General features: G+C 48.6%; 13 protein-coding genes. 4 read left to right on the top strand and 9 right to left on the bottom strand.

The annotated features are described in order from the left end of the window. Nucleotides 1-17: 17 nt before the first annotated feature. A complete protein-coding gene (locus tag AC27N8_RS20100; RefSeq protein WP_487069185.1) occupies nt 18-2180 on the bottom strand; it encodes a MerR family transcriptional regulator in 2163 nt (720 codons plus the stop codon). Between the two features lie 573 nt (nt 2181-2753). Between AC27N8_RS20100 and AC27N8_RS20095 the strand changes: the two genes are divergently transcribed. Together AC27N8_RS20095 and AC27N8_RS20090 are read left to right on the top strand one after the other, a co-directional pair. After that, the gene (locus tag AC27N8_RS20095) at nt 2754-3434 is read left to right on the top strand and encodes a hypothetical protein (RefSeq protein ID WP_487069184.1); all 681 of its coding nucleotides are present in this window, start codon (nt 2754-2756) and stop codon (nt 3432-3434) included. Between the two features lie 279 nt (nt 3435-3713). Then, nucleotides 3714-4892 (top strand): M20 family metallopeptidase, encoded by a 1179-nt coding sequence (locus tag AC27N8_RS20090; protein WP_487069183.1) that lies wholly within the window; start codon nt 3714-3716, stop codon nt 4890-4892. Between the two features lie 86 nt (nt 4893-4978). Here AC27N8_RS20090 and AC27N8_RS20085 read toward each other — a convergent pair whose 3' ends face one another. Beyond that, nucleotides 4979-5188, bottom strand: coding sequence for a hypothetical protein (locus tag AC27N8_RS20085; RefSeq protein ID WP_487069182.1), 210 nt, complete (start codon nt 5186-5188; stop codon nt 4979-4981). 72 nt (nt 5189-5260) lie between these two features. Here AC27N8_RS20085 and AC27N8_RS20080 point away from each other — a divergent pair, with 72 nt between their 5' ends. Together AC27N8_RS20080 and AC27N8_RS20075 are read left to right on the top strand one after the other, a co-directional pair. Then, a complete protein-coding gene (locus AC27N8_RS20080) occupies nt 5261-5884 on the top strand; it encodes a hypothetical protein (protein WP_487069181.1) in 624 nt (207 codons plus the stop codon). 60 nt (nt 5885-5944) lie between these two features. Next, the gene (locus AC27N8_RS20075; protein ID WP_487069180.1) at nt 5945-6406 is read left to right on the top strand and encodes a hotdog fold thioesterase; all 462 of its coding nucleotides are present in this window, start codon (nt 5945-5947) and stop codon (nt 6404-6406) included. Between the two features lie 12 nt (nt 6407-6418). On the opposite strand, the gene AC27N8_RS20070 is transcribed toward AC27N8_RS20075, so the two are convergent. The 7 genes from AC27N8_RS20070 to AC27N8_RS20040 all read right to left on the bottom strand — a co-directional run bounded on the left by AC27N8_RS20070 (nt 6419) and on the right by AC27N8_RS20040 (nt 15406). Beyond that, a complete protein-coding gene (locus AC27N8_RS20070) occupies nt 6419-7228 on the bottom strand; it encodes an HAD-IIA family hydrolase (RefSeq protein WP_487069179.1) in 810 nt (269 codons plus the stop codon). Between the two features lie 29 nt (nt 7229-7257). Then, nucleotides 7258-8808, bottom strand: coding sequence for a chromosomal replication initiator protein DnaA (gene dnaA / locus AC27N8_RS20065; RefSeq protein WP_487069178.1), 1551 nt, complete (start codon nt 8806-8808; stop codon nt 7258-7260). 17 nt (nt 8809-8825) lie between these two features. Next, nucleotides 8826-9212 (bottom strand): RidA family protein, encoded by a 387-nt coding sequence (locus AC27N8_RS20060; RefSeq protein ID WP_487069177.1) that lies wholly within the window; start codon nt 9210-9212, stop codon nt 8826-8828. Between the two features lie 158 nt (nt 9213-9370). After that, nucleotides 9371-10330, bottom strand: a complete 960-nt coding sequence (locus AC27N8_RS20055; RefSeq protein ID WP_487069176.1) for a protein kinase domain-containing protein — start codon at nt 10328-10330, stop codon at nt 9371-9373. Between the two features lie 121 nt (nt 10331-10451). After that, a complete protein-coding gene (locus AC27N8_RS20050; RefSeq protein WP_487069175.1) occupies nt 10452-12719 on the bottom strand; it encodes a DUF4012 domain-containing protein in 2268 nt (755 codons plus the stop codon). Further along, nucleotides 12703-13950, bottom strand: coding sequence for a glycoside hydrolase family 3 N-terminal domain-containing protein (locus tag AC27N8_RS20045; protein ID WP_487069174.1), 1248 nt, complete (start codon nt 13948-13950; stop codon nt 12703-12705). Before AC27N8_RS20045 ends, AC27N8_RS20050 begins: the two co-directional genes overlap by 17 nt. Nucleotides 13951-14173: 223 nt before the next feature. Beyond that, nucleotides 14174-15406: a glycoside hydrolase family 3 N-terminal domain-containing protein gene (locus AC27N8_RS20040; protein ID WP_487069173.1), complete on the bottom strand. Its 1233-nt coding sequence runs from the start codon at nt 15404-15406 to the stop codon at nt 14174-14176. Nucleotides 15407-15573: the final 167 nt, after the last annotated feature.

The following is a 15573-nucleotide window of genomic DNA, read 5'->3' as shown; positions in this document are numbered from 1 at the left end:
TGTATTTTAGGATATATCTATTTCTTTTGTAGTTCCTCCCCCGGTTGATGCGGTGTATAGGTCTGGGTCACTGGGTCCCAGGCGTAAATGATATTTCCTCCGGTGTCCGTGCCTAATTTAAGCGCAAAATCTAAAGAATGATAGAGCGTTGAACGCACATCGGTGATCGACCGCATGTGACGAGGGTCTAAAAATTCGGCCAGTTTGTGATATGGATACCATGTGACTCCCAGGTGAACGGATATATCAGGTAATGTCAGTGTGCCACCCGGTAAGTCTGATTGCTTAACCGCGATACTCCCTTCTAAGGCCTTGCGTAGACGCTCAGCGTTACTTTTAGAACGCTCAAGTGTAAAGCCACGTAAAAGCAGGCAATATATTCCACCATAGATATGATAAAGCGTGCAATTGAGATGATTGGAAAAGAGCGCCGGTAAGAGATCATGAATGCGTAATCCAATCGCCTTATTGAGGTGATAGAGCGTGCGATCTCCATAGCTGTTGGCAATTAACTCCTGCACATTGCTATCAATATCTATAGCAATAAAAGAGATTTCATTCACAGGCCCATCTAATTCTGTAGGGCTTGTGAGCTCCTGCCGTCTTTCAACCTTTTCTTTAATGGTGGTCAGAGTTTCTGTCAGGTCGCGGAGAAAATCGTTCTCCGAGGCGAAGTCTTTGAAGAGAGGATCAATAATTCCGGGCTCTTCTAAGAGATCGGCGACAGTCTCTGAGATTTTTTGTCGGACATTGTAAATGTGTAGGAGCTCTTCAATAATCTTGGCGATAATGCGCAAGATACGTTGGTCTTCCTCGTTAAAGGCGTCGCGATCGTACGAGGTCACATACAAGACTCCCAGGGGTTGTCCTGCCTCACCGCCGATAGGAACAGCAATGTTCGATTGGATTGGCCCTTCAATTTCGCGATGAAGAGCCAGGATATCTTCTCGTGCCAGCTCTGGCCGATAAATAATATGGCTACTTTGATAGGCGCGCAGACTCAGGCTGGTCACATGACGCTCCGGAGCCGCTGAGGTGACTCCCACAATGTGATGTGCATTCTTACTTTTGGCACGCACGATCAAGCTGCGCTGCTGGAGAGGTAAAAGCATATTATTGGGCAAGAAGATACAACAATCTTGCCAATGGCTCTGGCCATCGAAGGTCTTGCCGCCCAGACGAATCGTCATATTGGCTAATCCTGTGAGGAGAGCATCGGTGACTTTCGGGGTAAAATCCATGCCAGGAGCTATCTGATCCTGCATCCCCTCGCCCATATAGTGCTGCCAGTGCTGCTGGTCTTCGTAGAGAGGCTCTAGCAGGCGTAGGACGGCGCGTATAGCCTTTTCTGAGCGACGGATGTGCTGAGCCTCGTCACGTTGCACTACAATCAATGTGCGTTGTGCAGGAGAGAAAGGCATCTGTAAGCGTAACTCAGGAGGGCATAAGGGCTGCACGATATAATCGCTTGGGTATTCAAACACAGGCGAAGAGGTCAGAAAGGTAAAAAACGAGCGTGTTTGGCCGAGCCAACCGATGAGAGATTCACCGACAGCTTGTAAGTTCGCTGGGTCGCGTGAAGCTTCATCGGGGTTATAATCATGTGCGGGTAATACCAGACCGGCATAGAAACCAGGGACATCTTCATAGACCAGTTGTAGCGCCAACCATAACACACGCGAGGCATAGAAGCGCCAGTTGAGTAGATCGCGATAGGCAATGGTAATGCGCTTGTTGATATGATCATCTGCCTGTGGTAGAGGTCTAAGAGGAGTAGTCTGGTCGTCAGCATCATCTTCGAAGATCTGAGATGTGGCATGGAGTGGTGAGGCGAGAGATGACCAGATTTCGTCGATATTGGGAGGAATCGCTCCTGGCGTTAAATGCGCTTCATCGAGTAGCTCACGAATAATCGCCAGCTTATCCAACTCGACAAAAGAATAGCGACGCTGTCCGGTAATTTGTTTGCTCTCGGTGCCTTCTCTCGGGCGTATCGGCTTAATCAACCCCATCTTTTCCCAATCGCGTAGCTGGCTTTCGCTAAAGCCAAACAGGCGCGATGCTCCTCCTATGCTCACAGTTACTTCGTTACGTCCGCGCTGGATATTGTGATGAACACGCCGTTGGGCGGCCTCATCTTTAAGATGTTTGGCAATCCGTTGCAGGTTGCGTTCATCCATCACTATGCCCTTCTAAAAATACGTGGATTCTCTCCTCGTATTTTAAAAATACTCGCTTATGATAACACATGCTCTATTGGCTTGTATATCTGTATATGACGTTTTGGCAATTCGGCTATTAAAAAACATTTTTCTCCGGCCCCAAAAAATCGATGGTGCCTTTGATGATTCCTCATGAATAAAACGCAGCGTCATCAGATTTTTTGGGGATCACCTGGCTGCGCATTTTTCTTGCACATATTTTCTGACCAATGGGTAAGAATTACTGTGCTAATATGCTTGCTTCCTGGCAAAAGAGTGATATTTGCTGAGACTTTTTGGTAATTCGCATGAAAATTGAGATTCAGCCCTCAGAAAACATTGAATTACTAACTCTAGTATGTTATAAAATCTAATAGAAGAAGTTAAGAATTATGAGCTGTGTAAAGAGCTTTATAAGAAGTTGGGCAAGCGAGTTGTGTTTGTAGGTGAAACTAAGGTCAGCTTTGTTGCTAACGAATACCTTTCGTGCTTGGCTGTAGGTTGAGCATTGTTACTGAATCGGAGCCCTGTCTTTGCTGGAGGTTACAACTGATGGCTGTCTATCGACCAGTGTTACATACGAGTGAGCGCCAGACGATAACCGATCGTGTTTGGAGAGAACTGTATAGTACGTTACGACCATATATTCTGGGATGGGTATATTCTTCTGGCGTAACTTCCTGGCACGGTCAGGAACATGATATTGCTGACGATATATTGCAAGAAGCGGTTATTCGAACCTTAAAATATACACGACTGGCTGAAAATGGATTGGGACTTCCCATTCATTCGATGACCTGCTTTGGACGTACCGTTGCACATAATCATTTTCGTGATCTGCGGCGGCGTGAGCTACGCCTGATTCGTCCGAATGTCCAGGATGGTGAAGTTTCCTACCTGCTTTCTACTGGTGACGATATCGATCCGTCAGAGGTCGCTTTGGATAGTCTCATGCGCATATCGATACTTATGACATTAGCGCGTATCATTGTAGATTTCCCTATGAAACAACGGACGGCTCTGCTGATCGACCTGGCGAATCATACCGATCTGACCGATGAGACAAGTCCGTTACAGACAGCCTTTAGTGCCGTCAATATTAACTTAAGCGATTATCAGCGCGTCTTGTCCCCCGATCCCCTTGAGAGAAGCCGACATGCGGCCTCCCTGAGCATGGCTTATAAACGGCTGAGGCAGACCTTTCAAGTTGACGCTCCTGATTTTGCCTACTAGTTTTGTCGATATTCATCAAATGTAGAGCGTGATGACTGCTTAACCTGATTTTTTATCAAGGGCGCCTATGCCTGTTGTGAATTATTACAAGAAGCGCTTTGGCATCTTTTATGTCGATAAGCGCTTCTTTTTTATATAAAGCAGATCTATGAATGGATACTTCTCACAGCTGAGATTTATTTTTTTCTACATGTAAAAGGCTGTATCCACTGTGATACAATGGTCGAATGCATCCCCACTCTTCATCGGAGATCACTCAATACGAAGGATAGTAGTTATATGTCACAGATTTCGACCTACGCGCAGGGATATCTCCCCGTACTTCATAGTCATCAGGATGAATATTTTCACCGCTTGCAGACCCTCGTAAATATTGATTCCGGGACCGGACAGGTTGCGGGGATCAATCAGATTATGGATTATCTGATGGAGTGGTTGAGTGAGATTGGCTTTACGAGCAGTTTGCATCCCTCCCAGGGATTCGGCAATAATCTGGTCGCTCGACGGCGTGGAACTGGCCGTGTTAGTGTCTTATTAGTCGGACATGTTGATACTGTCTATCCTGTGGGAGCCGCTCAAGCCAAACCCTTTAGCATTCATGACGGTGTCGCCTCCGGCCCGGGCGTATTGGATATGAAGTCTGGCGTTCTGCTGGCGATCTATGCTTTGCGTGCCTTACTTGAATCCGGCTTTGATGACTATAAAGAATTGGTCGTGCTGTTTAATAATGATGAAGAAGTTGGCTCACCTGGCAGCATCCCTCTAATCCGCACGATCGCAAAGCAGGTCGATTACGCTTTGGTGCTAGAACCAGCTGGTAAACTGAGCTCCCTGACAAATTCGCGTAAAGGTACAGATAAATATACGCTAGAGGTACATGGCGTCTCTGCTCATTCAGGTGTTGAGCCCTATAAAGGACGCTCAGCTGTGGTTGAACTGGCCTATAAGATTCTGGCCATTCAGAATCTTCATGCGATCTTCCCGGGAGTCACGTTTAATGTGACGAAATTAAGTAGCTCGGAACCGCTGAACGTTGTGCCTGATCGCGCAAGCTGCTCTATTTCCGTCCGCTCATTTAGTGCCAGAGGTCTGGATGCTGCTGCCGAAGCTCTGGAGAACATCACTGCAACGAGTAGCACTCCTGATACCCGTGCGATCCTGACGCGCAATACGGGGCGTCCTCCCTATGAGCCTACTCAGGCTGTGCAGCGTCTGGTGCAGCTGGCTGAAGCAGAGGGCCTTGCCCTGGGATTGCACTTGAAAGCGGAGTCGAAAGGTGGCGTCTCGGATGCCAATATTTTAATTGAGGCGGGCGTGCCGACATTAGATACTCTGGGCTCGGTTGGTGGCGGTATGCACAATCTGGAGCGAGAGCATATGTTGACGGGCTCAGTCCCCCTGCGCGGTGCACTGATAGCTGGCCTGATGCAATGTATCTGTAGGAACGAGCCTGCCTGAATGTAATACTATGAAGAGAAAGAGAAATCCCCATTCGCTCATTGTGTGAACGCTCACCGACGTAGCGGCGCGGCTCCGCCGTGCTGTCAGGAGCTCGTACGATAACGTTCCTTATGGGTTTCCATTGCGAGACGCACCCAGGCTGAATCATACGATTCACAGACAGCACGGCGGAGCCGCGCCGCTACGTCGGCTGGCTTGATCTCTTTAGGGGAGATGCTTCTTTCTTTGACAGTATTGGATGGGATCGTGAGATTGGTCTGGGCAAGTGCGTTTCCTGGCGGTATGATATTCATGGTATCTCTTTATTCGGCTGAATGAGGAGTATAGATGTTATTTTTTATATATGCGCAAGGAGTTTCTCTCATATGGAGGCGTTGATCTTTTCACTGTATGTGATTCCTTTTCTGCTAGCGTTTTATTTTGCCTTCCTGTTCTTTCTCATTCGACCACCGAAGAAAGTCTGGCTTTTTTCTCTGCTGGGTGGATTGGTGGCAGGGGCTGTGAATATGCTGGTAGATATTGTTGCCTATAATTATCACTGGTGGCATTACTCGCTGGTACAGACAGGTCTGGATAAGCCGAATGCATTTCAGGCATCGCTGGCAAGTGGATTTTTAGGTATCCTGAATACCTTGCATGTTCCTCTGCCATTTTATCTGACACCAATCCTGATTTATGGAAGTCTGGCATATCTTCTGGTCTGGCGTTTCTGGTTCGGGAAAATGCGCTGGTTGTCCTGGGTCTTGTTAATCGCTGTCCCGCTTTTTGGCATCTTGAAAGATGTGCTAGGTGGACTGGGAAATACTTCTTATCAGATATGGACGAATGTGCCGCTGGCGATTGTGATGACTGTGGTTCTGTGGTTGGTCGCCTTTTACCTGGGATTTTTGCTTTTCTGGCCCACGGCGAAGCGGATCGCTTTTGTGCCTCAAGCTGAAGAGCCATTGAATGTACCATCCTCCAAGCATGCTTCGACCAGTTCCAAATAAGTGCTCTAATGCGACGAAGCAAGAGACCGTTGTTTGTGATCAAAAAGGATGAAAAACGCAATGGATGCAGAATCAAAGGATGTATTTGCTCATCTGAATACGACGGGCCAGGAAACTGTGCTGGATGTTTTGGATATCACGTTGGTGGAGCTCTCTAAAGAGCGGGCTGTGGCAACGATGAAGATCGGTTCCAAGCATCATCAAATCGTTGGCTATCTCCATGGGGGAGTCTCTGTCCTGCTGGCAGAGACTGTGGCTTCGCTGGGGAGTACGATGCATATCGATACGCAACGTCAGATGGCTTTTGGCCTGGAGATCAATGCGAACCATCTGCGACCGAAGCGCGATGGTCAGTTGTCTGCTACCGCGACTCCCGTTCATATTGGACGCACGACGCATGTCTGGGACATACGTATCACCGATGAACGGGATAAGCTGGTTTGTATCTCGCGCTGCACCGTGGCAATTGTCGACCGTCCAACTTCGTCAGAAAGCGAGCCTCCCGCGTTGCCCGATAGGTGAGCCTGGCGCGGTTCAGGCTTTGAGGTCTTGCATCACCGCTGCCAGATCTGCGTAAATATAATCTGGTTTCAGGGTAGATTTAGACAGGCTTTCAGGTGTATCTTTGCCTGAGAAGACGAGCATGGTGCGTGTGTTAGCTGCAATGCCCGCTTCAATATCTACCCCTAGATTGTCTCCAATCATGACTGTGTCGGGGGCTTGACTATTGAGCTTGCGCATGGCTTCGTACAGGAGCGCTGGCTCCGGTTTTCCGATTACTTCTGGGGTCGTCTCGCTTCCGCCCTCGATTGCTCCAACCATAGCACCGCAACCGGCAATCAACGCTCCACCCGCGATGGGGAGGAGTGGATCACGATTGATGGCTACAAAGGCTGCACCTTTGCGGATCGCCAATATCGCTTCGGTTAACTTTTTGTAGTTGAAGGCGCGATCAAGTCCGACGAGGACCGCATCGGTACTCTGCCAGTCGCTATTCGAGACCTTGAGCCCGTTGGTTGTCACCATGTCAAACAATGGTTGTTCACCAACCACATAGACGGAACCGTCCGGAAAGCGGTGTTTGATGTTTTGGACCGCTGCCTGAGCAGCAGCCATCACATGTGTAATATCTGTGACGATGCCGACGCGTCCCAATTTTTCTACCACCTGTGTCTCGCTGGCAAAAGAATTGTTGGTGAGGAAGAGATATTTTTTGTGCTGATCATTGAGCCATTGGACAAATTCTCTAGCTCCAGCAATAATCGTTTCACCTCGATAGACAACTCCATCGAGATCAATGAGGAAGGTCGTGAGATCCTGGATAGATGGTGGCGTGGTTGGCATAACGTAACCTGGTCTCCCTTGTGTGACTGTTATTCGCGGGACAATTGCTCGCGAATGGCTGTGATTTCGCGCCGTAGCGTCTGATTGACAGTAATTGCACGGTCAATCTTTTCGCATGAATGCAAAACCGTACTGTGATCGCGTCCACCGAACATCTGACCAATCTCCAGCAGCGATGTCGACGTTTCATGGCGAATAAGATACATGGCAATCTGGCGTGGCGTGACGATGTATTTATCACGTTGCTTTCCGCACATCGCTTCAAGTGAGATGTGATAGTAGTCGGCAACCACTTTGGCGATCTGTTGGCTATTTAACGTTGGCTCATGCGTATCCGTGCCCAGTACAGAGATGGCTGCGCGAGCGATATCCATCGTCAGCTCGGCTCGATGTAATTTCTGGAAAGCCATCAGGCGATTCAAGCAGCCTTCAAGTTCGCGGATGTTTGTCTGGACGCGTCCAGCGATGTAAGCAATAATGTCGTCGGGCACATGGTAGTGCAATAGATCAGCTTTGACGCGCAGAATCGCCATCCTGGTTTCGAGGTCAGGAGGCTGGATATCAGCGATCAAGCCCCATTCGAAGCGAGAACGTAGACGCTCCTCAAGACTGAGGATGGCCTTTGGCGGACGATCACTACAGATCACGATCTGCTTGCTCATCTCGTAGAGACTATTGAAGGTGTTGAAAAATTCTTCTTCCGTTGATTCCTTACCGGCAATAAACTGAATATCGTCCACGAGCAGAATGTCGACGGACCGATATTTGGCGCGAAACTCATCCTGTGTGCGGTAGCGGATGGCGTTCACGATCTCGTTGGTAAACTGTTCGGATGAGACGTAGAGTACAGCCAGGCCGGTATCGACGCCCTGATGCCCGATAGCATGGAGTAGATGCGTTTTACCCAATCCGACGCCTCCATAGAGGAAGAGGGGATTGTAGGACTCTCCTGGCGCTTCTGCGACCGCCAGCGAGGCGGCGTGGGCGAGCCGATTGCTATTGCCGACGATAAATGCATCGAAGGTATAGCGGTGGTTTAAACGGTTATGGGCCAGCATATTGGCACGCTGCTCATTTTCCCAATCCTCCAGAGTATTGGGCGATGCATAGGAAAATTCCGACTGGGACGGCACAACAGGGGCATCCTCGTAATATACGTTTGAATTTTGAGCCTGTTGCTGCTGTTGTGGATGCGTCTGTTGCGGCCGGAGCTGCGTGTTTGTACGTGATGATTGTATCTCGCGCTCGCGCTCGGAAAGATGCTTAATCTGCTCAGATATCGCTTCATCGGAGTGATCAGTAGACTGTACGGCTAACGCCACTGGCTGACCGATGACGCGTTGCAGGACGTCTTCGAGGAGTTGTTGCCAACGCGTGGTAATCACGTCATAGGCCAGATCGTTGGGGACCTGGAGTAGAAAAGCGAGCCCTTGCCCGGGATCAGCAGGAGATAACTCGTCGGAAGTATCCTGAGCAAGCTCCGTGAGATGAGCATCTTGTAACCATGTTTTGGTTAAAGCATCGATGGGAGTCATATCTAGTTGTGCAAGGGTCGTTCGCCAGATAGTCGCGCTATTCACCAATCTTCCCCCATGATCTACTCGTGTACAAGTGCAACACACTCGATTTCAACCAGTGCCTGACGTGGAAGCTCAACCACGGCAACCGTTGAACGTGCAGGGGCAGTGTCTCCAAAGTAGGTAGCATAGACCTCATTCATGGCTGAAAAATTGCTCATAGTTGTCAGAAAAACAGTGGTCTTGATGACGCTATCAAGCGAAGCGCCAGCAGATTCTAACAACGCTTGCACATTTTGGAGCACGCGATGGGTCTGCGCCTGGATATCTTCACCAACGATCTCGCCTGTGCTCGGATCAAGAGGAATCTGACCGGAGGTATAAAGAAATTGACCACTACGGATTGCCTGACTATAAGGGCCAATGGCGGATGGTGCAGCTGATGTACTAATTTTTGTCTTGTTCATGTACTATTCCCATCGTCGGGCAAGTAGACGCGAATGCTATCTTGCACTAAATATACTGAATAAGAATTTTGAATGTAATCGTGAGACAGGGAAGGACACGCTACATACTTGATGCGTGTCCCGTAGCTGGCTGTGTTGCTCTCACCAGTGGACAATAATCAGAATTGACTCTGCCCGGAAGGTGGATATTGGCCTTGCCCCTCGGCATAGCGCCCAGGATAGGCTTGACCGGCTGCTAATGACGATTGTTTTCCTCGTGCCAGTTCTTTCGCACAAGCTTTCAACATAGCTTGCAGCTCGGCGGCCGAACTGAAGCGATCCTCAGTATCTTTTTCTAGCATGCGGTCGACAAGTTTCTCCAGAACCGGAGGGACCTGTGGGCTATACTGGCGCAACGGTGGCGGAGTTGCGGAAGCGTGCTGCATCGCGATCGAGACAGCAGTCGGACCAACGAAAGGAGGTCGACCGGCGAGCATCTCATACATCACGACGCCCAGCGAATAGAGATCGGAGGAACCCGTCAAAGTCTCGCCGCGAGCCTGTTCAGGCGACAAATAGTCGGCAGTACCGAGTACAATCCCACTATTTGTCAAACCAGCATCTTCAGCCACACGAACGATACCGAAATCGGTAAGTTTGACCCAGGCCCCACCATCACTCAAGCTACCGGCACTGCCACTCCAGGCCAGCATAATATTCTGCGGCTTAATATCTCGATGAATAAATCCACGCGCGTGTGCAACTTGAAGCACCGAGCAGACCTGTGAAGCAATCTCAATGGCCTCGCGGGGCTGTAACTGTCGGCGTTGTGTCACGAGCTGCTTCAGAGTAGGACCATGGATATACTCCATGACAAGAAAATACTGGCCGGCTTCTTCTACGAAATCATAAATAGTGACGGCATTCGGATGCGCGAGCGCGGCGGCAGCACGAGCTTCACGGCGGAAGCGTTCGACTGCGCGAAGATCATTTTTATCCAGGGATCGTAACACTTTGATCGCGACAATGCGCTCCACCCGATGATCCCAGGTTTTGAAGACGCTTGCCATACCGCCTGTGGCGATATGCTCTCGAATCTCGTACCGTCCAGCGATCAGTGTGCCTTCAAATTGGTTCAACGTCTCACCTCAAGCGGCCTGGGCGAATACTGTAGTAATAAATTCCCGTTTCAGTGGGTAGTATACCATTAATGGTGTATGTCGTCGAGTGCTATATGACCGGGTAATATCCCTCAGGATACTAATTCGATTTTTGCTGCAACGCACAATTTCCTCCTTGCTGCTTTAAACTGAACATAGTATCCTGCCCGTCCATGGTGCCCGCGTAAGATTCGTTACCAGAAATGCAGGCTGCGGACTTCACCGTCAGATCTACCTGCGGATTAACGCTTGCTTGTGGCTGGAACATCAGGCTATAGCCGCTCTGACTCATCGCTGGCACTGTCCACGAAAGAGTGACTGTCATCTTGCAATTGGGAGGGACAACTACCCAGCCGCCGTACATAGCACGTCCAGGCTCATCGCTGACCTGGTTAGGCGGAGGGCCAACCTGATAAAGCATGAAGCTTGGGTCAACGATGTCCAGATAATTGTTTAGGGCTTTACCTATGGTCAAAGATGTGCTACAGGTTAGCACGCCATTGTTATAGACATTGGGTTGACAGGTGGGAAGTCCCCAGCCCGGATCAGCACAATATTTTTGATCGGTTTGAGCAAAGCCATCTCCCTCTATAAAGGTGCTTCCCTGGGGCACATACACGCGTACGTAATCGCGATACGTATCAGCACCATAAACGTCGCCTTTTTTCTGATAGTCGAGATTTATCACCAGCGAGTGCGTGGCATTGCCTTGCTGATCTAATGTCACAGTATCTTTGATAGCTGTGGAAACGTACTGCGATGCTTTACTGGCGCTGAGATTTGCCTGTACCACATATAAACCATCATGTGTCTGGGAGCGATCCATTGACACCGTTGAGCCATATTTGGCGATTAAATCCTCAAGTTGTGAGTTATCGATGTAGACTTGAAGATCCTTTGTCTTCATGGCCTGGAGCATTTGGGTGCCCATTGGCACTAACTTTGTAATGGGGAGGTGCATAACCTCATCCATCATGGCTTTAGTGACTCTTTGGGTGAAGGCTTTACGGACAAGCTCAGAATCTGTCATATGCTCAATGGCTATCTCGCGAGCGATCCCCTTGTTATCCAATTGATAATAGTGTAGCTTCGCTTCAAGATTTTGTGCGGTGATCGTTTCGCCATACTCTGCGATCGTAATTGGCCCTGTGACTTGCAAGACTTGTTTAATCAAGGCCGGTGTAAAGAGAATTACTCCACTAAGTTGGGTGCCAAATTCACCCTGATAATAATCCATAATAGTTTTTGCTGTGGTTGGAAGATCAGCAGAGACGGTAGCATCACGCACACCAAAATAGGGAATAGGCCACCAGGCGTTAAAAGGAGGGGGAGCGCTTTGGGTTGTGACTTTATCGTACAACGTTTTATTGACTGGTGGTGAACCATTTAATGGGGGTCCTGAGTGATTTTCCTCGTACGCGCCAATATTCTTCATCTGAAGTTTGGCCATATGACCACCGTTGAAGGTCAACTCGCCAAATTGTCCGGTGAAACCACCTGTGGAGCGCAACTCGGCACTATCCATTGGCTCAAGCAGAAAGGTACGCTGTTGATCAGCTCCAATGAGCCAGCCCAAGGCGTTGCGTAGATCTGGTCCTTGCGCCAGGAGCGTATAGGCCGTGGGGATGAGTGGCAGTATCGATGTGAGCGTTTGACGCTGGCTCGCACTGATCGGCAGGCTATCGAGCGATAAACCTTGTGTATAATTACTCATATCGTGAATGGTTGGTAGGAGGTCGGTCAGGTCTTGATTGAAGGCCACGAAAGCCGCCTCTGTGATGTAGGGCTTGGGATGAGCCGTATCTTTGTCGGCGGTGCTGGCCTTCAAGGTTTTTACCATCGAGGGCGATTGCTGGATGGCTGTTGCGATCAGTTTTTCACCCATGACGGTTGCATCTACCGCGATGTGTCCTAGCGAGCGGGCTGCCTTGATCTGGGATGGCGCTAATGAACCGAGCATCCCAATCGAGCTATCGTGATCAAGTTCGTCGCTCAGCCTAGTAAAGTCGCTGTGCGCGGCGGTCATCTCGGCCTGGGCCTGCTGTAATTTGGTGGCATCAAAGTATCTTGATGAATCTCCGCTATTGTCGTCTTTGAAAATGGTTTGGATCGTTTGAATATGCGCTATGCCACTTTTGACCTGGTTGTACAGAATGATGCCATTGATCACTTCAATCATAACCAGCAACGATGGGAGCAGAATAGCAAATACCAGAACCAGCGAAAGAATCTTTCCCCGCGTTGAGAGCCGCTCGTAGCGGTTGCGTAGGCGATAGATCAATCCTGACTTTTTCTGACCTGAAGCGGCCTCAGGGATACTTTCTATGTTCTGATCTGGCTTTTTATCCAATTTATTTGATGATCCCATATTTAAATTTCATTGTCAGGATACGTATCACGGATTGATCGATCTGTGACTGCTTGATTTTGCCTTGATTAATTGCTGCCTCAATTGCGGCGATATCAGCACTGACCTGGGCCGGTGTGGAAGCTCCTTCAAGCATATCGTTACCAGCTTCAACTGCCTGGACACAGGCAGCTGCCATCTCATCATCGGTTGCCCGCGCTTCTATCCCTGCTATGACATTAGGATACAGACCACCCATATTCAATGCGTCGGTAATAATTACTCCTTTGAAATTGAGGGTCGTGCGTAGATAGCTAATCACCTTTGGAGAAAGCTCTGCTGGCGTATTTGGTGCTAATGCGAGGTTATTTACATCGGTAGTCATGACCATTGCTGGATTGTCTTGCTGGATAATTTTCTGATAAGGGATAAAGTCAACTTGTTGCAGATCGGTCAAACTTTTTGTGACTGTGGGCAATGCAACGTGCGGATTAATATCGTCAGAAGAGCCAAGACCCGGGAAGTGTTTCAGCGTTCCAACAATCCCATTTTCCTGTAAACCTTTGACAAAAGCTCCTGCATATGTTGCGACCACATTTGGATCATCGCTCATGAAACGTGATTCATATTGAGTGGTGTCAGGGCCGACATCGACAACAGGAGCTAAGTCGACATTAATGCCCAATTGTTTAAGCTCTGAGGCATACAGCTTTGCCTGATCATAGGCTGTATTTGGATTCCCCGACTGTACAAGCTGTTCTTCAGAAGGAGCCGGTGGAAATAATGAGCTTATTTTGTCAACTAATCCACCTTCTTGGTCGATAGCTATGATTGGTGCTACCTTTCCATCAGCCTCGATTTGTGCCGAATATGCGGAGATTGCATCAACGGTGTTATTGGGGTATTCGAAATTACCATTACCGGGAATTCCGGGTTGATACAGCACAGCTCCGACTTGTTGCGCTATCATTTGCTGAAGCCCGGTCTCTGTATAATCAACACCGGTATAATCCACCATGATCATCTGCGCTATTTTTTCATCCACGCTCATCTTATTCATGATAGAAAGTGCTTTGGCTTCGGTGGGATCTATTGCCACTGTGGCATTGATGATTTTACCAGTGGATGCGTTACTGGAGAATAAACTAAAAGAGGATAAAGAGCATCCACTCAACAGGAAAAGACAGCCAAGTGAAAATAAAGAGTAGATGGCTGATTTTCTTTTTTTGTAGACTGTATCGTAATTTCGCACTGTACAGCTCCATAAATATACGTATATGCAACACCAACAGTCATCTTTAGTTGGCATTAGTTATTATAAAGCAGGAGTCGTTTTGTGTACATTTATATGGACAAATGTACATAACCTCCTGATTTTCCGTTGAGCTTTAGATTCTCAACAGTGAAAATCAGGAGGTTATCTGTCTGGCCAGCTACAGGTATTGAAGCTACAGGTATTGATATGTACGTGGATTTTATTTGATAATCCCGTACTTGATTTTCAGCGTCAAAATACGGGTTACGGATGCATCAACTTGTGCCTGCGATAGTTCTCCTTGCTGGATGGCCGTTGTCAGAGCTGCCAGGATGCTGGTGATCTCTTCTGGTGTCGATGGTCCTTCGATCATGTCATTGCCCGCTTCAATAGCCTTTACGCTGACTTGCGCTAATTGATCACTGGTGGGAGCTACACCATTATAGAGACCCTCCATATACAAGCCGTCAGTAATGATCACGCCATTGAAATTGAGTGTATGGCGCAGATAGCTGAGCACCTTTGGCGAAAGTTCAGCGGGCACATTAGGATCTAGCGCCTGAGATGCGACATCGGTAGTCATAATCAATCCGGGAGTATCCTGCTGGATAATTTTTTGATAGGGGAGAAAATCTACTTGTTGCAGCTCTGCCAGCGTTTTGGTAACCGATGGCAGGCCAACATGAGGATCGACATCGTCAGAAGATCCCAGTCCCGGGAAGTGCTTGAGCGTTCCTGGGATGCCATTTTCCTGGAGTCCTTTGATAAAGGCACCGGCGTATGTCGCTACCGTATCGGGACTGTTGCTAAAGAACCGCGTTCCATACTGAGTAGTATCCGGGCCGACGTCGACCACGGGAGCCAGATCTACATTGATACCCAGTTGCTGAAGCTGTGATGCATCTGTCTTGGCCTGATTGTATGCTTTCATTGGATCGCCTGATTGCGTTAACTCCTCGGCTGAAGGTGTGGCTCCGAAAAAGGCGGATGTTTTACTGACCGTCCCGCCCTCTTGATCGATAGCGATCATCGGCGCAATTGGCTCGTCGGCAGAGGCCTGAGCCGAAAATGCGTGAGCTCCGGTAACCGTGTTATTAGGCCATTGGAAGTTGTTATCGCTATCCTGATACAAAAAGCTGCCGACATGTTGCTGGTTGATCATCTCCTGTAGGCCACTCTCAGTATAGTCGCTGCCGATAAACTCAACCATAATCATCTGCGCCAACTTGTCATTCTGGCTCATACCTTTGAGCAGAAGTTGTGCCCTGGCTTTGACTGGATCAGGCGTTGGCGTCGGTTTGGCGGCGGCGGTCGCTTTAACGTCGGATGATTTGGCACCAGAAAATGTGCTGGCTGGGAATGAGGTACAGCTACTTAAGAGAATAATGCAGCCAAGTAGAAATAGCGAGTAGTGGAGTGGCTTCTTTTTATGTACTGCATGGTTTTTTTGCATTGTACAGCTCCATAACAATCTATGTATGTAACGATAAATGATGTATCTAGTTGACGCCGCTTATTATAGAGCACTATTCTTTCTCTTTCACAGGCATGGAAAGAATGAGCGAACATGACGAATGCAATCCTTGCAGGCTCGTAAGCTATAAAGTAAAAACGGATGGC

It is taken from the genome of Dictyobacter sp. Z7_2, assembly GCF_057551105.1.
The sequence above is the reverse complement of the archived record's forward strand: the minus strand, read 5'-3'. Positions and strand labels throughout refer to the sequence as shown.